General features: G+C 72.5%; 19 protein-coding genes. 6 read left to right on the forward strand and 13 right to left on the reverse strand.

Going from position 1 to position 22,703, the window contains the following annotated elements:
• Nucleotides 1-7 precede the first annotated feature (7 nt).
• On the reverse strand, nucleotides 8-301 hold the full coding sequence (locus FBZ33_RS33610) for a hypothetical protein (RefSeq protein ID WP_305069503.1): 294 nt from the start codon (nucleotides 299-301) through the stop codon (nucleotides 8-10).
• Between the two features lie 502 nt (nucleotides 302-803).
• On the opposite strand from FBZ33_RS33610, the gene FBZ33_RS02440 reads away from it, so the two are divergent.
• The 4 genes from FBZ33_RS02440 (at nucleotide 804) to FBZ33_RS02455 (ending at nucleotide 5,893) form a co-directional block, all read left to right on the forward strand.
• Nucleotides 804-4,421, forward strand: coding sequence for a sensor histidine kinase (locus FBZ33_RS02440; protein ID WP_141907853.1), 3,618 nt, complete (start codon nucleotides 804-806; stop codon nucleotides 4,419-4,421).
• Entirely contained in the window at nucleotides 4,418-4,822 is a 405-nt protein-coding gene (locus tag FBZ33_RS02445) for a roadblock/LC7 domain-containing protein (RefSeq protein WP_030329023.1), read from the forward strand. The genes FBZ33_RS02440 and FBZ33_RS02445 overlap by 4 nt, the downstream gene beginning before the upstream one ends.
• Before the next feature lie 101 nt (nucleotides 4,823-4,923).
• Nucleotides 4,924-5,298 (forward strand): DUF742 domain-containing protein, encoded by a 375-nt coding sequence (locus FBZ33_RS02450; protein WP_088952188.1) that lies wholly within the window; start codon nucleotides 4,924-4,926, stop codon nucleotides 5,296-5,298.
• Between the two features lies 1 nt (nucleotide 5,299).
• A complete protein-coding gene (locus FBZ33_RS02455; protein WP_007455465.1) occupies nucleotides 5,300-5,893 on the forward strand; it encodes an ATP/GTP-binding protein in 594 nt (197 codons plus the stop codon).
• 243 nt (nucleotides 5,894-6,136) lie between these two features.
• Here FBZ33_RS02455 and FBZ33_RS02460 read toward each other — a convergent pair whose 3' ends face one another.
• Together FBZ33_RS02460 and FBZ33_RS02465 are read right to left on the reverse strand one after the other, a co-directional pair.
• On the reverse strand, nucleotides 6,137-8,707 hold the full coding sequence (locus FBZ33_RS02460) for a transposase (protein ID WP_141907854.1): 2,571 nt from the start codon (nucleotides 8,705-8,707) through the stop codon (nucleotides 6,137-6,139).
• A 39-nt stretch (nucleotides 8,708-8,746) separates the two neighbouring features.
• Nucleotides 8,747-9,709: a DNA primase gene (locus tag FBZ33_RS02465; protein ID WP_141907855.1), complete on the reverse strand. Its 963-nt coding sequence runs from the start codon at nucleotides 9,707-9,709 to the stop codon at nucleotides 8,747-8,749.
• A gap of 160 nt (nucleotides 9,710-9,869) precedes the next feature.
• On the opposite strand from FBZ33_RS02465, the gene FBZ33_RS02470 reads away from it, so the two are divergent.
• Nucleotides 9,870-10,211 (forward strand): PadR family transcriptional regulator, encoded by a 342-nt coding sequence (locus tag FBZ33_RS02470; RefSeq protein ID WP_088946152.1) that lies wholly within the window; start codon nucleotides 9,870-9,872, stop codon nucleotides 10,209-10,211.
• A gap of 51 nt (nucleotides 10,212-10,262) precedes the next feature.
• Here the strand turns inward: FBZ33_RS02470 and FBZ33_RS02475 are convergent, their stop codons facing one another.
• The 10 genes from FBZ33_RS02475 to deoC form a co-directional block, all read right to left on the reverse strand.
• On the reverse strand, nucleotides 10,263-10,967 hold the full coding sequence (locus tag FBZ33_RS02475) for a permease prefix domain 1-containing protein (protein WP_141907856.1): 705 nt from the start codon (nucleotides 10,965-10,967) through the stop codon (nucleotides 10,263-10,265).
• A gap of 69 nt (nucleotides 10,968-11,036) precedes the next feature.
• Entirely contained in the window at nucleotides 11,037-12,827 is a 1,791-nt protein-coding gene (cydC, locus tag FBZ33_RS02480; protein WP_141907857.1) for a thiol reductant ABC exporter subunit CydC, read from the reverse strand.
• Entirely contained in the window at nucleotides 12,824-14,500 is a 1,677-nt protein-coding gene (gene cydD / locus FBZ33_RS02485) for a thiol reductant ABC exporter subunit CydD (RefSeq protein WP_141907858.1), read from the reverse strand. Before cydD ends, cydC begins: the two co-directional genes overlap by 4 nt.
• On the reverse strand, nucleotides 14,497-15,504 hold the full coding sequence (locus FBZ33_RS02490) for a cytochrome d ubiquinol oxidase subunit II (RefSeq protein ID WP_141907859.1): 1,008 nt from the start codon (nucleotides 15,502-15,504) through the stop codon (nucleotides 14,497-14,499). Before FBZ33_RS02490 ends, cydD begins: the two co-directional genes overlap by 4 nt.
• A 26-nt stretch (nucleotides 15,505-15,530) precedes the next feature.
• Nucleotides 15,531-16,784: a cytochrome ubiquinol oxidase subunit I gene (locus tag FBZ33_RS02495; RefSeq protein ID WP_141907860.1), complete on the reverse strand. Its 1,254-nt coding sequence runs from the start codon at nucleotides 16,782-16,784 to the stop codon at nucleotides 15,531-15,533.
• Nucleotides 16,785-16,985: 201 nt separating this feature from the next.
• Nucleotides 16,986-17,891 (reverse strand): M56 family metallopeptidase, encoded by a 906-nt coding sequence (locus FBZ33_RS02500; protein ID WP_141907861.1) that lies wholly within the window; start codon nucleotides 17,889-17,891, stop codon nucleotides 16,986-16,988.
• Between the two features lie 10 nt (nucleotides 17,892-17,901).
• The gene (locus FBZ33_RS02505; protein WP_141907862.1) at nucleotides 17,902-18,372 is read right to left on the reverse strand and encodes a BlaI/MecI/CopY family transcriptional regulator; all 471 of its coding nucleotides are present in this window, start codon (nucleotides 18,370-18,372) and stop codon (nucleotides 17,902-17,904) included.
• A gap of 331 nt (nucleotides 18,373-18,703) precedes the next feature.
• Nucleotides 18,704-19,528, reverse strand: a complete 825-nt coding sequence (locus FBZ33_RS02510; protein WP_088946159.1) for an aldehyde dehydrogenase family protein — start codon at nucleotides 19,526-19,528, stop codon at nucleotides 18,704-18,706.
• Nucleotides 19,521-20,951, reverse strand: a complete 1,431-nt coding sequence (locus FBZ33_RS02515; RefSeq protein ID WP_141907863.1) for an aldehyde dehydrogenase family protein — start codon at nucleotides 20,949-20,951, stop codon at nucleotides 19,521-19,523. The genes FBZ33_RS02510 and FBZ33_RS02515 overlap by 8 nt, the downstream gene beginning before the upstream one ends.
• Before the next feature lie 6 nt (nucleotides 20,952-20,957).
• The gene (gene deoC / locus FBZ33_RS02520; protein WP_088946161.1) at nucleotides 20,958-21,917 is read right to left on the reverse strand and encodes a deoxyribose-phosphate aldolase; all 960 of its coding nucleotides are present in this window, start codon (nucleotides 21,915-21,917) and stop codon (nucleotides 20,958-20,960) included.
• A 123-nt stretch (nucleotides 21,918-22,040) separates the two neighbouring features.
• Here deoC and upp point away from each other — a divergent pair, with 123 nt between their 5' ends.
• Nucleotides 22,041-22,673 (forward strand): uracil phosphoribosyltransferase, encoded by a 633-nt coding sequence (gene upp, locus FBZ33_RS02525; protein WP_088946162.1) that lies wholly within the window; start codon nucleotides 22,041-22,043, stop codon nucleotides 22,671-22,673.
• Nucleotides 22,674-22,703 lie beyond the last annotated feature (30 nt).

Raw genomic sequence — 22,703 nt, forward strand, 5'->3', positions numbered from 1 at the left:
CTGACCATCAACCGTGCGGGTAGCCGGCGAGCAGGCCGGCCACCCGGCGCAGCACCTCCCTGGCGCGGGCCCCCTCCGCACCCAACCCGGTCTGCCGACGCAGGATCGCGGGCTCGGCCCGGAGTAGCGCCACGCCGCGCCGGACCAGCACCCGGGGGGCCTTGCGCTGCTCGGACAGGTCCCGGGCGAGCCGGCGCAGGAAGGTCGCCCCGCGCGGACGGCGCAGCGCGTACGCCCCGGCGAGCAGCCCGCGGCGACGGCATTCCTCGACGATCTCGGCGGCGAAGATCCCTTCGGCCACGAAAAGTGGCGATCCGGCGACATCAAATGTCCGGGTGGCCACCCTTCGGTCTGCGCCGATCGCATAAACCGGCACATCGGCGCGGCCTTCCCGAGCAAGTCGGGCAATGATTTCCACAGCGGTGGGGGCATCCCAGGACTGCGGCGATTCCCAATCCACCTGGCCGTTTCGTCGCGGCAACGTAGGGTCATCGCCGTCTTTGTAGAAGTCGTCCAGACAGAGCACCGGTAAACCGGTTTGCTGCGCTATGTACGACTTTCCGGAGCCGGAAGGACCGGCGAGCAGGACAACACGGTGCGGATGTTCCATTACCTTCAGTTACTCCGGCCAGACGGACTGCTATCAAATCGCATCAACATCTCATCACACCTCCGGCCGGTGACAACCTGGGCTTTCTTCTTGTCGACCGGCGTGATGGAATCTCGGGGGTCCGACCCGCCGGGTCGGTCGCTGGGCGTTGCCCGGGGCAACGCGTTGAAGCTGTAATCGCGAGGGCGGTGTTGTGAGCAAACGGCCAAAGACGGCGGGCTCCTTCCTGTCGCGGCTGCGCCGGCCGGCCAGCCGGCTCCGGGACATGCCGATCTGGTCCAAGCTCGGTCTCATCATGATCGTGCCGACCATCGCCACGGTCGTGGTGGGCACCAGTGGTCTTGTCGACCACGTGGAGACGCTCAACAATGCCAACCGAGCCGGCGACCTGGCCAACCTGTCGAGCTATTCAGGCAGCCTGGTCGACAGTCTGCAGGACGAGCGGACCGCCGCCGTGCTGCTGCTGGGGGCGGACGGGACGCAGCCGACGGCGCAGTACCAGGAGGCCTACAACCGGGTGACCTCCCGGGTGGACCGTGAGACGTCCCCCTACCGGCAGCAGCGTGCCGAGATCGAGGACCTGCCGGGCAGCCTGGAAGGTCTGCTCGACAGCATCGACCAGAACCTGCAGGACCTGTCGGGCATCCGCAGCCAGGTGTTCAACGGCAAGCTCGCGCTCACCGAGACCGTGCAGCAGTACGAGGGTCTGATCAGCGACCTGCTCGCCATCCGCGACTCGTCCACGCAGCTCGCCGGTGACAACCAACTCAGCGACCGGATGCGCGCCGCCGCGGCAGTCGCCCGGGAAAAGGAGTTCCTCGCCGTACGCCGGGTCGTTGTGCACCGCGCGCTGGGCGTGAAGGGCGGACAGCGCCTCACCCCGGCGCTGCGCAGGGACTACGTCGCCAGTGACACCGGCCAGCAGCAGGCCCTGCAGAGCTTCAAGGCCGTCGCCACCCCGGACGACGCGAAGTTCCACGACCAGACGGTCGCGGGCGGCGACCGCCGGGAGGCACAGAACTACACCGGCTGGATCGACGGCAACACCACCGGCGACATGCGCAACGCGCCGTTCGGGCCGGACCAGTGGGAAGCCGCCATGACGGCCAACGCCAAGCTGATCCGCAACGTCGAGATCAAGCTCGACGGCGAAGTGGTCGACGAGGCCAACAGTCTCCGCTCGGACGTGCAGCGCCAGGTCTTCCTGGAGACCGGCCTGCTGCTCAGCATGCTGTTGCTGGCCATCCTCTTCGCGTACCTGGTCGCCCGCTCCATGGCCCGTTCACTTCGTGAGCTGCGGCAGGGTGCGCTCTCCGTCGCCCAGTACGGCCTACCCCAGGCGGTTGCCCGACTGCGTGACCCGCAGGTCGTCGGGCAGCTCTCCCCGGTGCAGCTGGCCAACCAGATCGCCGAGCCACTACCGGTCCGCAGCCGGGACGAATTCGGCCAGGTGACCGAGGCGTTCAACGCCGTCCACCTGGAAGCCGTCCGTACGGCCGCCGAGCAGGCGGCACTGCGCGCCTCCGTCGCGACCATGTTCGTCAACCTGGCCCGCCGTTCACAGATCCTGGTCGACCGCCTCATCGGGCACCTCGACCGGCTGGAGCGCGGCGAGGAGGACCCGGACCGGCTGGCCGAGCTGTTCCAGCTCGACCACCTGGCCACCCGGATGCGCCGCAACGACGAGAACCTGCTGGTGCTCGCCGGTGCCGACTCCACCCGTGTGCAACGTGAGCCGGCCGCGCTCATCGACGTGCTGCGGGCCGCGCAGTCCGAGGTCGAGCACTACACCCGGATCGAGTTCGGCGTCATCGACCGCGACATCGAGGTCGCCGCGCACGCGGTCAACGACCTGGTGCACCTCGTCGCCGAGCTGTTCGACAACGCCACCGCGTTCTCTCCGCCCGACTCGCAGGTGATGGTCGAGGCCCGTCGGGTCGGCGACCGCTCCTCGCTCTACGTCGAGGACCGCGGCATCGGCATCAGCGCCGAGCAGTTGCACGACCTCAACGAGCGGCTCGCGACGCCGCCGCAGGTGGACGTCGCCGTCTCCCGGATGATGGGCCTGGTCGTGGTCGCCCGACTGGCGTCCCGGCACGGCGTCCGGGTGGAGCTGCGCCCCGGCTCCGACCGTGGCACCGTCGCGGACGTGACCCTGCCCACCTCGGTGCTGGTGCCCCGGGCGCTCTCCGGTCGGGTGCAGCAGCCCCCGGCCCTGCCCGCAGCCGGTGGCCCCCAGCAGAACGGGCCCGCACCGGCCTTCGGCGCCCTGCCGGCGCTGGGCAACGGCCCTCGTCCGAGCGAGTCCGGCAACCAGGTCACCCTCGGCGGGCGGCCGTTCGAGCCCGCCTCGCGCAACGGTGCCGGCACCCCCGCCAACTCCGGTGGCTACCGCTCGATGCCGGCCTGGTCCGACCTGACCGGCGCGGCCGGGACGAACGGCGTCAACGGTGGTGACGGGTTCACCCCGCGGACCGCCAACGGCCAGCCGATCGACCCGCTGCCGCAGCGTCGCGCCGGGGACGACAGCCCGACCTCCGGCCAGCAGCCGTCGATTCCACGGCAGCTGCCGAGCAGCCCCGAGGCACACCCGTACTCGGCGCCGCCGGTCTCCGCGCAGCCCTACTCCGGCGCGCCGGTCTCCGCCTCGCCGGCCTCCGGCCAGCCGTACTCCGGGCAGCCCTACTCGGGTGCCCCGTACGGTGGCCCGCCGGTCTCTGCGGCCCCGGCCTCCGGGCAGCCGTACGCCGGTCCGCCGGTGTCCGCGTCGCCCGTGTCGGCGTCGCCGGCGTCCGGCCAGCCGTATTCGGGTCAGCCCTACTCGGTGCCGCCCGCCTCCAGCCAGTCGTTCGCCGGGTTCGCCCCCCGGTCGGCCCCGCCCGCGCAGGCGCCCAGCACCCCCGCGCCGCCGGCCTGGCCGCCGGTGCCGGGTGCCGACCGCGACGCTTCGGCGCCGCCGGTGCCCGAGCGGCTCGCCGCTGCCCTGGACATGACGACGGAGCTGCCGCGGGTGCCGCGACCCGGCGAACAGCCGGCCGCAGCAGCCCAGCCTCCGACTCGGCCCTCGGCTCCTGCTCCGGCTCCGGCCCCGCAGAATCGGCCGGCCCCGCAGAATCGGCCGGCACCGCAGCAACCGCAGGCGCAGAACCGCCAGCGCTACGCGGACGAGACGATGGAGCTGCCGATCTTCCGGGAGCTCGAGTCGGCTTGGTTCCGTACCCGCCGTCCGGGTTCGGAGGAAGCGGGACCCGGCGCGCAGCCGGCGACGAACGGCGACTCCGCGACCCAGCAGTTCGCTACGGTCGAGGCCACCGGTCGGGCAGTCCACAAGACACCACCCGGGACGACAGGTAACACACCGATGGCAGACACTCCGACGGCCGGAGGAGCGCCGCGGGACAACGGCTCCACAGCAAACGAGGGCGGTCGCCCGAGCCTCGCTGAGAGCCTGCCGAACCGCCGGCCCCAACCGAAGACCAACGGCTGGCAGACCGCTGCCGACGACGGCTGGCGTGCTGCCTCGGCGGCGGCCGGCGCGGTGCCGGTGAGCGAGACCACCACGACCGGCCTGCCGAAACGCAAGCCGATGGCGCAGCTGGTGCCGGGCGCCGTGGAGAAGCCCACCACCTCGGTCCAGCGGCGCTCCCCGGAGGCGGTCCGTGGCCTGCTCTCCGCCTACCACCGGGGCGTGCAGCGAGGGCGTAGCACCTCGGACACCCCGACCAGCCCGGAGGCGACTCCGGGAGGGCAATCCTCGCAGTCTGGCTCAGGCCCGGTGGCCGGGAGCGGGCAGAAGGAGCAAGAAGGATGACAACTACGCAGGATCTTGGTTGGCTGCTGGCCAACTTCGCCGACCGGGTGCCCGGTGTCGCTCATGCGGTCGCCGTCTCGGCCGACGGCCTTCTCCTGGCGTCGTCACGGGACCTGCCGCGCGACCGGGCCGACCAGCTCGCCGCGATCTCCTCGGGTCTGGTCAGCCTGACCCAGGGGGCAGCCCGCTGCTTCGAGGGAGGCGCGGTGTTGCAGACCGTCGTGGAGATGGACAATGGCTTCCTGTTCCTGATGTCCATCTCGGATGGGTCGTCCTTCGCCGTGCTGGCCGCCCGCAGCTCTGACGTGGGCCAGGTCGGCTACGAGATGGCGCTGCTGGTCGACCGGGTGGGCGACGCACTGACTCCGCAGCCGCGTGCGGCTGCGGGCATGCTGGGCTGACGCCTCGCCGCCGACCGTGAGGTCGGCACCAACGCAACAACGACAACGACGGGCTTCACCGGTGGGAGCCGGTAACGGGTACGAAGGAGGTGAGCGGCGAGATGGCCGATCGTGACGAACCGACCGGAGCGTTGGTCCGTCCATACGCCGTGACCCGTGGCCGTACCCGTCCCCGGCTCGACATCGCGCTGGAGGCGCTCGTCGAGACGACGGTGCGCGGCCGCACCGCTGCCAGTGGCAACGGTGGTGGCCGCGAACACCAGTACATCGCCGCGCTGTGTGACGGACGCGTGCAATCGCTCGCGGAGATCGCGGCGCGGCTGCAGCTCCCGCTCGGTGTGGCCCGGGTGCTCATCGCCGACATGGCGACGGACGGCCTGGTCGCGGTCCACGAGCCGACCATCCTGGACGACTCCGACGACGCGGTGGGCACTGAACTGCTGGAGAGGGTGCTGAGTGGACTTCGCAGGCTCTGACATGTCGCACCGCCCGCCGAACCCGAGCGGCCGCGTGACGTCGGCGAAGATCGTTATCGCCGGTGGATTCGGCGTCGGTAAGACGACGCTGGTCGGCTCGGTCTCGGAGATCACGCCGCTGACCACCGAGGCCATCATGACCTCCGCTGGCGTGGGCGTCGACGATACCCGGCAGGTGCCGGGCAAGACGACGACCACGGTGGCCATGGACTTCGGCCGGATCTCGATCGACCGTGACCTGATCCTGTACCTGTTCGGTACGCCGGGTCAGACTCGATTCTGGTTCATGTGGGACGAACTGGTTCGGGGTGCGATCGGCGCGGTCGTGCTGGTGGACACTCGCCGGCTGGCCGACTGCTTCGCGGCGATCGACTTCTTCGAGCACCGACGCCTCCCGTACCTGGTGGCGATCAACTGCTTCGACGGGATGCAGTACCACGACCCGCAGGACGTTCGGGACGCCTTGGCGATCTCGAGCGACGTGCCGGTGGTGGCCTGCGACGCCCGTAACCGGGAGTCGACGAAGCACGTGCTGATCTCGCTGGTCGAGTACGTGCTCACCATGCGCCGTACGCGCGCCGTCGCCCCGGCCTGATCGGGACGCCGCACCCCGGTGGTGGCTCAGGCCGCCACCGGGAGCACCACCCTGCTCGCCGACGGCCCTACGTCGGCGCGCGCCCTACGCCGTCTCCTGAGGCCCTGGAAGCCACCGGCCCCCGCACCCTGGGCCGTTGAGCTGCCGGCTTCGAGAGGCGGCGTTGCCGCTCCAGGTGCACGTCTCCACACGCGACAGCGCCCTCAGTCAGCTGACTGAGGGCGCTGTCGCGTGTAACGAGGGTCAGGACTGGTAACCGGCGGAGCGGTACTCGTACTCCCGGTCGTCGTCGCGGTCGCCGTGGTCGCGGCTGAAGTCCCAGCCACCGGCCGCCTCGCGGCCGGGTCGACCACCCACCGCGAAACCGCCGATCTCCTGGCCGCGACGCCAACCACGGAAGTAGCCGGTGGTGTTCTCCGCGAGGCTTGCCGCATCGCGCACTATCCGCAATGGACGCTCCTCGCGCAGCGGGGAACCAGGGACCAGGTTGGCCTGAGGCACGCGCTTCGGCAGCCCGGCGTTGGTCTCGGCGCCGACCGCGGGGCGGGCGGCCTGCTCTGCGGCCTGCCAGCCGGTGTCGGCCGTGGTCGACCAGTCCAGGTCGGACTCCTCGGCCTGGCCGACGAACCAGGCCGACTTGGCCTGCGCGAAGATCAGCAGGTCGCCGTCACCCTCGTCGGCGACCGGCGGCGGACGGTGCTCGACCGGCGGCGTCCGGCGCTCCAACGGAGGGGTCCGGCGCTCCATCGGCGGCGTGCGCTGCTCCAGCGAGGGCGTGCGAGGCTCCACTGAGGGAGTGCGAGGCTCCAGCGAGGGCGTCCGGTGCTCCATCGGCGGCGGCGGACGGTGCTCGGCGGCACGGTCGGGCCGAGCGGCCGGTCGGCCGCCGCGAGCGGCCAGCTCCCGGTCGACCAACCGCAGCGGCGGCGTCTCCAGGTGCGCGTCCGCAGACGGGTTGAGCCCCTCGCGCAGCGCCCGGTCAGCCAGTGGCGGTGGCTCCACCAGTCGCAGCATGGGCGGCTCCTGCGGCAGGTCGTCCGCCAACCAGGGCGGGGTGACCCGACCGTCGGCCCGACCCGGGTCGGTCGGGGCCTCGATGCCGCGGCCGCCACCGTACGGGTAGGCCACCGGGTTGTTCGGCGAGCTGTCGGCCGGGTCCTCCGGGTTGTTGACCAGCGGCCAGTTGGCGCGGGAACCGGGGGGTGCAGCGGCCTCCTGGCCAGGACGGGGGGTCGGCACCGGGATGCTGAGATCGGTGGCGCTGAACCCGCCCGTGGGTGGCTCGTCCACCGGGCGTTGCAGGTGGCTCGGCCGGGGCTCGCCGTTCGTCTTGGGGCGGGGAGGAATGACCGTCCGCTGCCGTTCGGCACGCGCGTTGTTGATCGCGGCGGTGGTCAGCGTCGGCCGGAACGGCTCGCCCGCCTCGGCCGGAGGAACCATGCCGCGCTGTGCCGGTGCGATCGGGGTGATCCCGGGCGGCGGGGGCGGCGGCGAGGAGACCGGGCGGTTGGTCGGACCGTCGATCCGGCTGGGCGCCGGCTCGGTGCGGTTGGGAAGCGTGGACGACGGCGGCTTGGCCATGGCGGCCGGGGCCATCGGTGCGGGCGCGACCGGCGGCGGCGTGACCGGAGCCGGGGCGACCGGGGGCGGCCCGAGTGGGCGGGGCGACGCGAGCGGCGCGTTACCGGGGATCGGCTCGGGGCGGCTGCGTCGCCCGACGGCGGGTGCGGGGTCGGCGGCCGGGGTGGGCCGGAGCGACCGTAGCCCGGCGCCGGTGCCGGCCAGTCCGGTCGGCTCACCGGCTGGCTCGCCACGGCGGGCGCCGTTGCCGGCCATCCCGGTCAGCTCGCCGACCGACTCGCCACGGCGGGCGGCGGCACGGCGGCCGGGTGCCTGGGCAGGGGCGGTCACCCGCGAGCCGAGCGCGCTGACCAGGGCCTCACAGCCTGCGTCGCAGGCCCGCACCGAAGCGACGGCCTGGCGGACCGTCTCGGCCACCGCGGAGGTGAGCGCCCGGTTGACCGCGGCGCGCCGCGGCGTTTCGGAGATGGCGACCCGCAGAGCGGTGACCGCCTCGTTGATCTCGTCGGCGTCGGCCACCCCGTCGGCGGCGAGGTGCGCGGCGATGGCGTCCGCCGCGACCGACACCTCGCGGCCCCGGGCGACGGTGCCGCCGAGCATGCCCGGCTCGGGCAGCGCGTCCAGCACCGCCAGCGAGACCGGCTCGGCCGGGTCCGGGTATGCACGCAGGGCTGCCGGGTAGAGCTCGCGCAGGACCTCGCGCAGCGCCACGGCGGCGGAGTGTCGGCCGGTGGCCAGGGCGGCGTGCGCGGCGAGCACCGGCTTGTAGCCGGCGAGATCCCGGGGTGCCGGCAGGGTGACCGCGGAGAGCGCGCCCGCCTGCAACGCGCGGGCCAGACCGACGGCCCGTCGTTCGGCCGGAGGCGACTGCATCTCCTCCAGGGAGTCGTCGTCGGCGAACCGCTCGGCGAAGTCGTCCACCGAGTCGTCGTCGGCGATCGCCAGGGGCCGACCCGCCGCGCTCAACAGCGAGATGACCGTGTGGTCGTCGCTGTCGGCGGCGATGGCCGCACCGCTCGGCCCGCCCGACCGCTCCACGAGCAGCGCGACGAGCTGGGCGTAGCCAGCGGCCTCGTCGCTGATCTCGCAGACATGCAGCAGACGGCCTGCGTCGTCGACCACAGCGGACGTCAGCGTCGAACCGGCGGAGGCCGGTCGGTCAGCCGGATCCGCCGAGGCCAGACCGCAGTAAACGCGCACGAGCGCCACGGCGTCGTCCTCCTCCCGGGACAGGTCTTTCCTCTGCCAGCAACTGATGCTCCCCGGTACGGGTCAGTCGCGCCAGTCCACCACCGCAGAGATCTTGCCGACAATGGTGCGCCAACCCAAACTCGCGGTCTGCGCACCGATCTTCTTCAGCCGCCGCCGACCCATGAAAGCGCCGATCCCACCGTTGGCGGTGGCACGCAGCGCCTCGTCCAGGTCGTCGAGGCTGGAGCCGGCGGAGAGCATGTCGAGTACCGCAGGCAGCCGCAATGCGTACGAGAGGTCACGCGCGACCTCGCCGGCCTCGATCAGCAGGGTCGAATCCCAGGAGTCGTGCCCGCCGCGCAGGTTCTCCACGACGAGGTCGAGCTCGTAGGTGTCCTCGTCGAGGGGCGCGATATCCGCGGGCTCCACCCGTTCGGACAATTCATTCCAGCTGTCCAGTTGGGACAGATCGTTTGGCGCACCGGACCGGATGAAACTGACCAACGACTCTGGGGTCTTGAACAGCAGCAGCTTGCCCTGGTTGCTGAGGAAGACCGGCACCTCCTCGTCGTCGGCCTCGTCCGTGGCGTCCTCGTCGGCCTCGGCCTCGTCGTCGGCCGCGTCGGTGTCGGTGTCGGTGGCGCCGTCGCGTCGGCGGCGCTTCGACTCGTCCTCGTCGTCGGCGAACTCCTCGGCCAGGTCCTCGTCGAGGATGACGACGGTCTCGTCGTCCTCTTCCTCCTCGATCACCTGACGTCGGGCGAGGAACGGGTCGTCCAGGTCGCGCTCGGTCACGTCGGTCGGGGTCAGCGAGCTGGCCGGCCGGTATGCCCGCAGCGTGAAGCCGGTGCCGGCGGGCAGGGCGATCTCCACCGGGTCGATGCGCAGCTCGTCCCAGAGTGCACGGTCGACCGAGGCCGAGGGGCCGTCGGTCTCATCTGGCTCGACCGCGCCGGTGGTGTCGTCGAGCTCGGGCTCGTCGGCGTCGGGCCGTTGGGGCGACTGGCGGGCCACGCTGACCTCCGTGTGCTTCGGGTTGCCCACCCGCCGGGGTCTCTGACCGGCGAGTGACTCTGGGCACATACCCTAGTCGGCGGCCCTGGGTGACCGATGCCCGCACCCCGGTGGCCGGCTGGCGCACGGATTCGACCTGCTGGTGGTGGGCGCTGGCGATCTGACCGTTCGACAAGTAGCGTAGCTACGTATGAAGGCCCAGGCGTTGCACGGCCATCTCGACGCTCTGCTGCTCGCCGTTCTCGAACAGGGCGCGCTGCACGGCTACGCCATCATCGAGGCGTTGCGCGCGCGCAGCGACGGCACTCTGGATCTGCCCACCGGCACCATCTATCCGGCGTTGCGTCGGCTGGAACGCGCCGGGCACGTGGCGAGCACCTGGAGCACCGTCAACGGCAGGGAACGGCGGACGTACGAGCTCACCGATTCCGGCCGGGGAGCGTTGGCCGGGGAGCGCGCGGGTTGGCGCGACTTCCAGCTGACCGTCGGCCGGTTCCTCGACCCCGGCAGCCCGCCCACCACCCCGGCCTGATCCCGGTCGAGCTGGCGACCACCGGCGGGACCGGGGCACCCGCGACGTGGCTCAGTGGGCCGTGCTGGCGAGCGACTCCGCTCGGCGGGCGGTGGCCTGCAGCCAGCCGCGCACCGCACGGGCCAGTGAGAAGTACGCGCCGCCCACCAGCACCGCGCCGATGATCATCGGTGGCCAGCGCAGCGCGTCGTCCCAGAGAGTCATCGACCAGGCGAACAGGGCGCAGCCGGCGATCATGGCGAGAGCCAGCATGGCGGTCAGGCCGGCGCCCACCGCGCGTTGCACCAGGGCCAGACCCGGACGTGTCGAACGGGCGCTCGCCGCGACCACCAGCAGACCGGCCACTGCCAGCAGCAGCGAACCCATCCAGATCCAGTCGACCGAGCTGGCGAGCAGCTGGTAGCCGGCCGGTGGACGGGGGCCGCTGCTCCAGCTCGACCCCCGCCAGGTCAGATCCCCGGCGACCACCCCGACCCCGGCGATCGCCAGCATCCGCAGGGAGAGCCCGCGCAGAGCGCCCACCGCCAGCTCGGCCTGCCAGGAGGGAAGGACCTGCGCCGGCGAGCCGAACTCGACCACGGCCCGGCGCTGCGCCTCCGTGGACGGCACACCGCTCTCCCGGTACGCCTCCACGGCGTCCAGCAGCCCGTGCCGGGCCTCGGTGAGCAGGTCGGACTTGAGTCGCGCCGGCCCCTGCAACCGGGCGGCCAACTCACGCAGGTGCTCGTCGACCAACACGTCCTCACGCTGCGGCATGGCACCACCCTGCCACGGGTCAGGGAGCCCTGACGTCGGGGAGAACCCTGGTCCGTCCCCGAGCCCCGGTCAGGGGGCGAGGGCCAGGTAACCCCGTTCGGCCGCAGCCTGGAGCAGCCACTGGTCCCGGTACCAGCCCGGGGCGGCGACCAGGTCGGCGTGCCGGCCGCGCTGGATCACCCGGCCGCCGTCGAGGACGACGATCTCGTCCAGCTCGGCCAGCCCGCTGAGCCGGTGGCTGATCAGCAGAACCGAGTGCCCGGCGGGGGTGGCGGCGAGAGCGGACGCGAGCACCGCGTCGGCGGCGGCCGGATCAAGACCTTCGGTGGGCTCGTCGAGCACCAGCACCGGCGGCGCGGCGAGCAGGGCCCGCGCGAGCGCCAGCCGCTGCCGCTGGCCACCGGAGAGCTGCCCGCCCTCCTCGCCGACCAGCGTGTCCCAACCCGCCGGCTGGGCGCGTACCCAGTCCAGCAGGCCCGCGGCGGCGGTTGCCGCCGTCAGTGCCTCCTCGTCGGCCCCGGCCCGCCCGAGCAGCAGGTTCTCCCGCACCGTGGCGTGAAAGACGTACGCCTCGGCCAGCAGGCCGCCGACCGCCCGCGGCAGTGCCTCCTCGGCGTACGCCGAGAGGTCGTGACCGTCGAGGGTGACCCGCCCGGACACCGGTTGGACGGTGCCGGTCAGGACGGCGGCCAGGGTGCTCTTCCCGGCGCCGCTCGGGCCGACCACCGCGATCCTCCGCCCCGGCGGCAGGTCCAGGCTGACGCCGTCGAGGGCGGGTGCCGCACCGGCCCGGTACCGCACTGTCACGTCGACGAAGCGCAGCTCGTGGGGGCCGACCAGGTCCGTCATGCCGGCCGTGGGCGGGGAAGCCGGCGTGCCGGCGTCCAGCAGGTCGGCCACCCGGGCCAGACCGGGCCGCAACTGCGTCCACTGCCGGGCCGCCGTGACCAGTGCCAGCGTCACCTCGACGGCGGCCAGCGCGCCGACGGCCAGGACACCCACCAGCACCCCCGACACGTCGGCGGCCAGCGCTGCCAGCACCACCGCCGCGGCGGTCAGCCCGGCGGTCAGCACCCCGGCCGCGTCCACCGCGAACCCGGTGGCGGCCAGCCGACGTTCCAGGCGGGCCAGCCGGCGGGCCCGCTGCGAGGCCGCACGCAGTGTGACGTCGGTGGCCCCGAACGCGGCCAGCTCGGCTGCGCCGTGGGTCAGGTCGATCGCGTCGGTGGCCAGTGCGCCGCGCAGGGGTGCCACCTGGGCCGCGCTGCGGCGGGTGACAGCGGTGGCCAGTGCGGGCAGTGCCACCCCGGCGACCAGCAGCCCCACGGCGAGCGCACCGGCGGCAGGTGGTGAGATCAGCGCCGCCACGCCGACCGCCAGCACACCGACCAGGGCCGCCGCCGAGCCAGGGACCAGCACACGCAGCAGCAGGTCCTGGACGGCCTCGACGTCGGAGACCAGCCGGCTCAGCACGTCCCCCGAACGGTGCGCGGCGCCACGCCGGGCGGCGAGGGTGGCGAAGACCCGGGCCCGGACGTCGGTGATCATGCGGAGCACCGCGTCGTGCCCGGCGAGCCGTTCGGTGTAGCGGAACACGCCACGGCTGATCGCCAGCGCCCGGACCGCGACGATCGCCACTGTGAGCCGGTCCAGCGGAGGCTGGCCGGCGGCGCTCATCAACAGCCAGGTGGCGGTGGCCATCAGGGCGAGCCCGGCGAACTCGGTGGCGGCCGCGAGCAGCCCGGCACCGACCAGCCGACCCAGGTACGGGCGGGCCAGCCGCAGCACGGCGCGCTCGGCGGCGGTCCGCCGGCCCGATGCCACGCCGGCGACCGCGTCCGGCCCGTGTTCCGCGCTCATCGGGTCGCCTTCCCGGTCGGTTCGGGCGTCAGCTCGGTGACCCGACCGTCCTCGACCCGCAGGATCCGGTCGGCGTCGGCGAGCAGCGCCGGTCGGTGCGCGACCAGGAGCGCGGTGCGCCCGGCGACCAGGCGGCGGGTGGCGTCGAGCACCACCGCCTCGGCCGCGGTGTCCAGGCGGGCGGTGGGTTCGTCGAGCAGCACCACCGGGGCGGACCGCAGAAACGCCCGGGCCAGCGCCACCCGCTGCCGCTGCCCGCTGGACAGCCCGTGGCCGCGTTCGCCGAGCAGGGTGTCCAGGCCGTCCGGCAGACCGGCCACCACGTCGTCCAGAGCGGCGTCGTGCACCGCGGCGGCGAGCGCGTCGGGCGTGGTGTCCGGTGCGCCGAGCCGGATGTTGTCGGCCAGCGAGGCGGCGAAGAGATGGGCCCGCTGCGGCACCCAGGCGAGTTGCCGACGCCAGGCGTCCGGGTCGGCGGTGGCGAGGTCGACCCCGTCCACCGTGATCCGGCCGCTGGTCGGGGTCACGAAGCCGAGCAGCAGGCCGAGCAACGTGCTCTTGCCGGCGCCGCTGGGCCCGATGATGGCGACCCGTTCGCCGGCTCGGATGGTCAGGGTCACGTCACGCAGGGCGGTGGTCCGCTCGTACGCCACGGTCACCCCCTCGAACCGGATGTCACGTCGCGCGTCCGGGACGGTGGCGCCCTCGGCGGCCCGGGGAGCGGTGGGCGCGGCCGAGATGGTCAGCGCCTCGTCCAGCGCGGCGAGCCCTTCCATGCTGGCGTGGAAGCGGCTGCCGGCGGCCCGCAGTGGCAGGTACGCCTCCGGGGTGAGCAGCAGCACCAGCAGCGCTGTCTGCAGGGCCAGCCCGCCGCCGAGCAACCGGATGCCGACCGGCACCGCGACCAGTGCCACCGAGAGGGTGGCGACCAGCTCCAGCACCAGCGCGGAGAGGAACGCGATCCGCAGCGTCTTCATGGTGGCGACGCGGTGCCCGTCGGCCATCCGGCGCACCACCTCGGTCTGTGCCCGGGCCCGCCCGAACGCGCGCAGCGTGGGCAACCCGGCGACCATGTCCAGGAAGTGCCCGCCGAGCAGCGAGAGTCGCCGCCACTGCCGTTCGGTGGCGGCCTGGGCCTGCCAGCCGAGCAGCGCGCCGAAGACCGGGATCAGCGGCAGGGTCACCGCGATGATCACCGCCGAGCTCCAGTCGGCGAAGACGACCCGGGCGAGCACCGCCAGCGGCACGGTGACGCTGAGCACCAGCTGGGGCAGGTATCCGGTGAAGTAGGCGTCCAGCGCGTCCAGCCCGCGCCCGGCCAGGGTGGCGATCTGACCGGCCCGCTGCCCGGCCACCCAGCCGGGGCCATGTCGGCCGACCGCGCCGAGCAGGTCGGCCCGCAGCGTCGCCTTGACCGTGGCGGCGACCCGCGCCGAGACCGTGCCCTGTGCCCAGACCAGCGCCGAGCGGGCAGCGACCGCGACCATGAAGGCGCCCAGCGCCGGCCGATCCAGTCGACCGTCGATCGCCGTGGCCAGCACCGCCGCGAGGGCGGTGGCCTGCGCCACGATCAACCCGGCGGCGAGCACACCGAGGAGCGCGAGCACGGCAAGATCGCGCCGGGCCGCAGGGACCCGGCGCAGCAGACGCGGGTCGAACGGACGGCGTTTCACCAGTACACCGGTGCCCTGCCGTCGGTCCGTCCTCGGAAAACCCACCAACACATCGCCTGGAAGCCTAGTAGGGCCGGAAGTAGCGGCAGCGCCACCCAGCCGAGGAGCCGCAGCGTCGGTGCGCTCGCAGCGGCGTCGGTCACTGTCAGCGAGGCGCCCGGGTCGGTCGTGGACACCAGCACATAGGGCCAGAGAGCCGCCCCGACCAGCACCACCGGCAGCGCCAGGGCAGCGCCGGTTGCGGCCAGAGCCCACCCCGGCCGCCGCCGCGCCAGCGCCGCGCGGGCCGCCAGCAGCGCCGCCGCGAGCAGCAACGGCAGGAGTACGGCCACCGCCGGCCGCTGGACGGCGTCGCGTACCCGGGAGGAGAGCAGGCCCACGACGGTGGCCAGGGCGACCGCGGTGAGCGCCACCGGCACCAGCCGGCGGGCCGTGCGGCCCACCACGGCGGCGGCGTCGGCCGACAAGCGCAGCGCGAGGAAGGTCGCTCCGTGCACCGCGACCAGTGCGACCATGGCCAGCCCGACGGTGGCTGCGAACGGGGTGGCCAGGTGCGACACCCCGGCGACGTGCCCGTCGGCCTGACGGGGCACGCCCTGGAGCAGCGCGGCGAGCACCACCCCCCAGCCCACTGCGGCGAGTGCGCTGCCGATCATCACGACGCGGTCCCAGCCCGCGCGGATCCGTTGGTCGGCGGGCCGGCTGCGCAGCTGCACCCCGACGGTGACGAGGATGACGCCGACCAGGGCACCGGCCACGGCCGGATAGCAGCCGGAGAGCAACTCGCCCTCCAGCACCGGGAACGCGCCGAAGAGGATGCCCACGGCGGCCACCAGCCAGACCTCGTTGCCGAGGAAGAACGGGCCGAGCGCGGTGAGCGCCTCCCTCCGCAGAGCGGGGCCGCCACCGCGGGCGAGCAGCAGCCCGACGCCGTAGTCGTAGCCGGCGAGCACCAGGTAGCCGGTGAAGAAGAGGCCGAGCAGGGCGTACCAGGCGAGGTCCACGGTGTTCTCCTCAGTTCCTCGGTGCCTCAGACGAGCGCGGGTTCGGGGTGGGTCGACTCACTCGGCGGCGCTGGTGGGCGGCCGAGTGCCGGATCGGCCGCGCCCCGCGCCGCGTGCCGGGCGAGCAGCACCCAGTTGGTGACGGCGAGGGTGCCGAGCAGCAGGCTGAACCCGATCAGCGAGGCGAGCATCACCGGTGCGCCGACCGGGGACACGGCCTGCTCGGTGGGGAGCAGCCCGTACGCCACCCAGGGCTGGCGGCCGACCTCGCGGGCGATCCAGCCGAGGATCACCGCGACGAACGGCAGCGGCAGGGCGAGCAGGACCAGCCAGAGCGGGAAGCGCAGCCGGATGATCCAGTCCCGGAAGAGCAGGGGGAGCAGCAACCAGACGCAGCCGAGGGTGAAGCCGATCAGGATCATGAAGCCCAGCCCGACGCTGGCCAGCACCGGTGGCGTGTAGTCGCCGGGGCCGAACCGGGTGGTCCAGTCGGCGATCAGCGCCTGCGCCTCCGGGCTCTGGCCGCCGAACTTGGTCGGCTGCACGCCGCCGACCGGGCCGAACTGGGCGAAGCCGAAGCCCTGCACCAGGCTGATCGCCAGCGCCGAGGTGACCAGGCCGATCCGCAGCGAGGTGCGGAAGAGCACGAAGTCGGGAGTACGCCGGATCAGGTGCCAGGCGCTGACCGCCGCCATCAGCATCCCGCCGACCAGCAACGCGGCCGAGACCACGTGCCCGAACGCCATGCCGAGGCTGGGGTTGGAGAGCAGCGCGCCAAAGTCGGTGAGGTGGGCGATGCCGTCGCGCACCTCGTAACCGACCGGGTGTTGCAGCCAGGAGTTGGCCACCATGATCCAGAACGCCGAGGCGTACGCGGTGATGGCCACGCCCCAGAGCAGCGCGAGATGGACGCCCTTGCCGAGCCGGTGCCAGCCGAAGATCCACATCCCGAGGAACGTGGATTCGAGGAAGAACGCCACCAGCGTCTCGATGGCCAGCGGCGCGCCGAAGACGTTGCCGACGTAGCGCGACAGGCCGCTCCAGTTCAGCCCGAACTGGAACTCCATCACGATGCCGGTGGCGATGCCGAGCACGTAATTGATCACGTAGAGCTGGCCCCAGTAGCGGGTCAGCCGCTCCCACTTCGGGTTGCCGGTGAGCACCCAGGCGGTCTGCATCCCGACCAGCAGGGTGACCAGCCCGAGCGTGACGACCACGAAGAGGAAGTGGATCGAGGTGGTGGTGGCGAACTGCAGGCGGGCGAGGAGCAGGGTGTCCATGGCCGGCTCTCCGTAGTGTTGGCTCCCTTGTCGTAGCCACCCTACACGTAGCTTCTCTACACGTCCGTCTACTACGTAACGTCGTAGAACAGAGTACTACGGCACGTAGTAGTCATGGGTTTGGAAGATCGCGCGCTTGCGGCGGGACACGGCGGCGCGGCGCCCAGGCGGGGGCGCGGCGTGTGACGTGCTGGGGTCAGGTCAGGACAGGAAGAGGGTGATCGGGAGGGCGGCCAGCGTGCTGGCCACCGCGAGGGCGGTGGCGCCGAGCACCCGGGGCGGCCGGTCGGTGACCAGGAGGCGCTGGACCCGTACGTCGAGATCCCGATCGCCCATGCCCAGCGCGCCGGCCGGGGTGATCCGGTGACCGGCGGCGGCGAAGCGGCGCAGCGCTCCGGCCAGCGGCGCTTCCGCGTGCAGCTCACACGCCTTGTCGTCGGCGCGCATCTCGACCAGCAGGGCGACCCGTTCGTTGGCGTCGCGGACCCAGCCGAACCACGGCAACGCCCGGCACAGCGCGGTGAACGGCAGCAGCACCAGATCGTGCCGCTCGTGGGCGTGCGCGCGCTCGTGGCTGAGCACCGCGGCCAGCTCGGCGCGGTCGAGCAGGCTCAGTGTGCCGGCGCTGACCACCACCTGCGGCTTCACCCCGGGCAGGCAGTATGCGGCGGCGCTCGGATGATCCAGCACCAGCGCGCCGGGGGCGGCCGGATCGTCCCGGGCGACCAGGGAGAGCAGGTCCCGGTGCCGGCGCTGGGCGCGTACGGTGCCGTGGATGCTGCGGACGGTCGTGGCGACCAGCACCGCGCCGATGCCGAAGCCCACCCCGACGCCGGCGAGGTGGAAGGTGTTCACCCCGATCGGCAGTGTGCCGTGGGCGAGGTCGTTGGCCAGGGCGAGCAGCGCGCTGCCGGTCGGCAGGTCGTACGCGCTCAGCCCGAGCGCCATGGGCAGGCCCATCGCCGAGAGACCCACCGCCAACCCGACGGCCTGCCAGCAGATGATCGCCACCCGAGGGCTGCGCCACGTCCAGGTGGAGCGGGCCAGCACCTGAGCCGTCAGGTAGCAGGCCAGCATGGTGGCGGCGAAGTGCACGGCGTACGCCATGGCGTGGGTCCTACCGCTCCGCTGCCTCGCCGGCGGTTCGCCGGCCCGTCGGCCCGTCGAGGCGGTCGGTCAGCTCGGTGTCGCCCGGGTCGCCGCTGGTGGAACCCGGACCGGTCAGGCCGGCCTCGGTCCCCAGGGCCGCCCGCAGCACCTCGGCCTCGGTGCCGGTCACCGAACGGGCGAACCGCACGAGTGCGGCGTCCCGGCTGCCGCCCAGGTCGAGGGCGTCGAGCATGAGCTGAGCGATGTGCGCCTCACGGCTCGCCGCCGGCCGGTAGCGCCAGGCCCGACCCTCGCGCTCCCGCTGCACCATGCCCTTGCCGGCGAGCCGGTCCAGCACGGTCATCACAGTGGTGTACGCCAACTCGCGGCCGTCGAGCGCGTCGGCCACCTCGCGCACGGTCACACCGTCCGACGTGCCGGGGACCACGTCCCACAACACGTCCATCACCGCACGCTCAAGATCGCCCAACCGAGTCACGAAGCAATCCTACCCCCGGTAGTAGACCCCCCACGCCCCCGAGCCCATCCCACCCCGACCCCGACCAGGACCGCCGGACCCCCGGACCGCCCGAAGATCCGCACAAGAGCAGGGATATTGCTGCCTCCAAGGCGCTGGAGGCAGCAACATCCCCGAAGTTGCGCAGATCTTGACCGCGCCCACCCAACCCGAGGCAGGACCCGTGTGCTGGCCCACCCGACGAACCCGGCCCACGTCAGGTTTTCCGGGGGAGCCCGCCCACGCAGGGATCAAGCCTGACCGCCCGGAGTGGGCGGGCTCCCCCGGAAAACCCAAAGGGCCGAAAAAACGATCACACCCCCTTGGGATGCCACACAGTCTTCGTCTCCAGCAGCGCGGTCATCCGAGCCAGACCCGGGTCGACGGACCAGTCGTGGTCGGCCGGGGCCGGTCGGAGCACCCGCTTGAGGTTCTCCGCCGCCCTGACCTCCAGGTCGGTGGCGAGCGCGGTGTCGGTCACCCCCGTCAGGTCGATCGCGTTGACGTCCATGTGCGCCGCCAACGCCGGCGCGGTCTCGGTGATCGCGCCGGTGAGGATGTTGACCACCCCGCCGGGCAGGTCGGAGGTGGCCAGCACCTCGGCCAGCGTCACCGCCGCCAGTGGCTCGGAGGGCGATGCCGCCACGACCACCGTGTTGCCGCTGACGATCGCCGGGGCGATCACGCTGACCAGGCCGAGCAGCGCCGGGCGCTCGGGGGCGACGACGGCGATCACGCCGGTCGGTTCGGGCGCGGAGATGTTGAAGTACGGGCCGGCGACCGGGTTGGCGCCGCCGTACACCTGGGCGAGCTTGTCGGCCCAGCCGGCGTACCAGACCCAGCGGTCGACGGCGGCGTCCACCTCGTCGCCGGGCACACCCAGGGCGACGAACTGCTCGCGACGGCCCTCCAGCATCTCGGCGGCCCGGTAGAGGATCTGACCCCGGTTGTACGCGGTCGCGCCGGCCCAGCCCTTCACGGCGGCGCGGGCGGCGACCACCGCGTCCCGGGCGTCCTTGCGGGAGGCCAGTGACACATTCGAGGACTGCACGAGATACGACCGTCCCGACTCGCTGCGCGGGAACTTCCCGCCGATGAAGAGCTTGTACGTCTTACGTACTGCGACCCGCTCAGACATTGAGGTAGCCCTCCAGCCCGTGCCGGCCGCCCTCGCGACCGTAACCCGACTCCTTGTAGCCACCGAACGGCGAGGTGGGGTCGAACTTGTTGAACGTGTTGGCCCAGACCACACCGGCGCGCAGCCGGTCGGCCATCCACAGGATCCGGGAACCCTTGTCGGTCCAGATGCCGGCCGACAGCCCGTACGGCGTGTTGTTGGCCTTTTCGACGGCCTCGGCCGGGGTGCGGAACGTGAGCACCGACAGCACCGGGCCGAAGATCTCCTCGCGGGCGATCCGGTGGGCCTGGGTGACCCCGGTGAAGATGGTGGGCGCGAACCAGAAGCCACGGTCGGGTAGCTCGCACGGCGGTGACCAGCGCTCGGCGCCCTCGGCGGACCCGGCGTCGGACAGCTCGCGGATCCGCTCCAGCTGGGCGGCCGAGTTGATCGCGCCGACGTCGGTGTTCTTGTCCAGTGGGTCGCCGACCCGGAGCTGGGCCATCCGCCGCTTCAGCGACTCCAGCACGCGGTCGGCCACGTTCTCCTGCACCAGGAGTCGGGAGCCGGCGCAGCAGACGTGCCCCTGGTTGAAGAAGATGCCGTTGACGATGCCCTCGACGGCCTGGTCGATGGGCGCGTCGTCGAAGACGATGTTGGCGGCCTTGCCGCCCAGTTCCAGGGTGAGCTTCTTGCTGGTGCCGGCGACGGATCGGGCGATGGCCCGGCCGACCTCGGTGGAGCCGGTGAAGGCGACCTTGTCGACGCCTGCGTGCTCGACCAGTGCGCGGCCGGTGTCGCCGGCGCCGGTGACGATGTTGACCACACCGGCCGGCAGGTCGGCCTGCTGGCAGATCTCGGCGAAGAGCAGCGCGGTGAGCGGGGTGGTCTCGGCGGGCTTCAGCACCACCGTGTTGCCCGCGGCGAGCGCCGGGGCGATCTTCCAGGCCAGCATGAGCAGCGGGAAGTTCCATGGGATGACCTGCGCGGCCACGCCGATCGGCCGCGGGTTGGCACCGAAACCGGCGTGCGGAAGCTTGTCGGCCCAGCCGGCGTAGTAGAAGAAGTGCGCGGCGACCAGCGGCAGGTCGACGTCCCGGGACTCCCGGATCGGCTTGCCGTTGTCCAGGGATTCCAGGACGGCCAGCTCGCGGGAGCGCTCCTGGATGAGTCGGGCGATCCGGTACAGGTACTTCGCCCGGTCCCGGCCCGGCATCGGACCCCAGACCTTGTCGTACGCCTGGCGGGCGGCACGCACCGCGCGTTCCACGTCCTGAGCGCCGGCCTCGGCGATCTCGGCCAGCACCTCCTCGGAGGCGGGGTTGATCGACTTGAAGCTGCCACCGTCGGTCGGATCGACGAACGCGCCGTCGATGAACAGCCCGTACGAGGGTTTGAGGTCCACCACCGAGCGGGACTCGGGGGCGGGGGCGTATTCGAACATCGGCTATCAGTCCAGGGTGAAGTAGTCGGGACCGGAGTAGGTGCCGGTCGTCAGCTTGGTGCGCTGCATCAGCAGGTCGTTGAGCAGGCTGGACGCGCCGAAGCGGAACCAGTCCGGGTCGAGCCAGTCCGGGCCGACGGTCTCGTTGACCATCACCAGGTACTTGATCGCGTCCTTGGTGGTCTTGATGCCACCGGCGGGCTTCACGCCCACCTGCCGCCCGGTGGCCGCCCGGAAGTCACGGACAGCTTCCAGCATCACCAGGGTCACCGGCAGTGTCGCCGCGACCGGGACCTTACCGGTGGAGGTCTTGATGAAGTCGCCGCCGGCCAGCATGGCCAGCCAGGAGGCCCGCCGCACGTTGTCGTAGGTGGCCAGCTCGCCGGTCTCCAGGATCACCTTGAGGTGGGCGTCCCCGGAGGCCTCCTTGGTGGCCACGATCTCGTCGTAGACCTCCTTGTAGCGCCCGGCCAGGAACGCACCCCGGTTGATCACCATGTCGATCTCGTCGGCACCGGCCGCGACGGCGGCCCGGGTGTCGGCCAGCTTGATCTCCAACGGCGCCTGGCCGGACGGGAACGCGGTTGCCACGCTGGCCAGGTGCACGCCACTTCCGCGCAGCACCTCCGCCACGTGCGGAACCATCGCCGGGTAGACGCAGACCGCGCCGACGTGCGGGCAGGACGGGTCGGCCGGGTCCGGGCGCAGCGCCTTCGCGGCGAGCGCGCGCACCTTGCCCGGGGTGTCCGCCCCCTCCAGGGTGGTCAGGTCCACCATCCGGATCGCCAGGTCGATCGCCTGGGCCTTGGCGGTGGTCTTGATGGATCGGGTGCCGAGCTGTGCCGCCCGCTGCTCCGCGCCGACCTGGTCCACGCCGGGAAGCCCGTGCAGGAAGGTCCGCAGAGCGGTCTCGGATCGTCCCAGCTCGGAGAGCTCCGACCGGGCCGACGTCGTTGTCGCCGTCATGCCGAGAAGTCTACGCACCGGACGGACGAGTGATCTTGGTCACGGCGGGCTCGGCGTGAGCGGCGTCGCTGGTCCGACCGCACCGTCACCACGGCGCCGAACGGACCGGTAGGTTGAGCGATCGTGGACGTACACGTCATTGACCACCCGCTGGCCCAGTCTCGGCTGACCGCCATGCGGGACGCGCGCACCGATTCCTCGACGTTTCGGGCGGCGCTGCACGAACTGACCACCATGCTGGTGTACGAGGCGGCGCGCTCCTTCCCCGTCGAGCGGTACGAGGTGCAGACGCCGGTCACCGGCACCGAGGGCACCCGGCTGGCCAACCCGCCGCTGCTGGTGCCGGTGCTGCGGGCCGGCCTCGGCATGGCGGACGCCGCACTCGGCCTGCTGCCCGAGTCCTCGATGGGCTTCGTCGGCCTGGCCCGCGACGAGGAGACCTACGAGCCGCGCGCGTACATGGAGTCGCTGCCTCGCGACCTGTCCGGGCTGCCGGTGCTGGTGCTCGACCCGATGCTCGCGACCGGTGGCTCGCTGGAGCATTCCTGCCGGTTGCTCGCCGACCGTGGCTGCACCGACATCACAGTGCTCTGCGTCCTCGCCGCCCCGGTCGGCATCGAACGGCTGGAACGCTCCGGCCTGCCGTTGCGCCTGGTCACGGCCTCGATCGACCAGGGGCTCAACGACAGCATGTTCATCGTTCCCGGGCTCGGGGACGCCGGCGACCGCCAGTTCGGCGGCATGCCCCGGTTCTGAGTTCGACACCCGGTGGGTGCCGGGTCTGGC

The organism is Micromonospora sp. A202 (assembly GCF_006715105.1).
Taxonomy (GTDB): domain Bacteria; phylum Actinomycetota; class Actinomycetes; order Mycobacteriales; family Micromonosporaceae; genus Micromonospora; species Micromonospora zamorensis.

Bases quoted from the DNA above. Each gene is read 5' to 3' on its own strand.
- FBZ33_RS02495 (WP_141907860.1), bottom strand. From the start codon at position 16,784: ATGGACACCCTGCTCCTCGCCCGCCTGCAGTTCGCCACCACCACCTCG.
- FBZ33_RS02515 (WP_141907863.1), bottom strand. From the start codon at position 20,951: ATGTTCGAATACGCCCCCGCCCCCGAGTCCCGCTCGGTGGTGGACCTC.
- FBZ33_RS02500 (WP_141907861.1), bottom strand. From the start codon at position 17,891: ATGGCGTACGCCGTGCACTTCGCCGCCACCATGCTGGCCTGCTACCTG.
- FBZ33_RS02475 (WP_141907856.1), bottom strand. From the start codon at position 10,967: ATGCCGCAGCGTGAGGACGTGTTGGTCGACGAGCACCTGCGTGAGTTG.
- FBZ33_RS02510 (WP_088946159.1), bottom strand. From the start codon at position 19,528: ATGTCTGAGCGGGTCGCAGTACGTAAGACGTACAAGCTCTTCATCGGC.
- FBZ33_RS02450 (WP_088952188.1), top strand. From the start codon at position 4,924: ATGGCCGATCGTGACGAACCGACCGGAGCGTTGGTCCGTCCATACGCC.
- FBZ33_RS02470 (WP_088946152.1), top strand. From the start codon at position 9,870: ATGAAGGCCCAGGCGTTGCACGGCCATCTCGACGCTCTGCTGCTCGCC.
- cydC (WP_141907857.1), bottom strand. From the start codon at position 12,827: ATGAGCGCGGAACACGGGCCGGACGCGGTCGCCGGCGTGGCATCGGGC.
- FBZ33_RS02445 (WP_030329023.1), top strand. From the start codon at position 4,418: ATGACAACTACGCAGGATCTTGGTTGGCTGCTGGCCAACTTCGCCGAC.
- FBZ33_RS02455 (WP_007455465.1), top strand. From the start codon at position 5,300: ATGTCGCACCGCCCGCCGAACCCGAGCGGCCGCGTGACGTCGGCGAAG.
- deoC (WP_088946161.1), bottom strand. From the start codon at position 21,917: ATGACGGCGACAACGACGTCGGCCCGGTCGGAGCTCTCCGAGCTGGGA.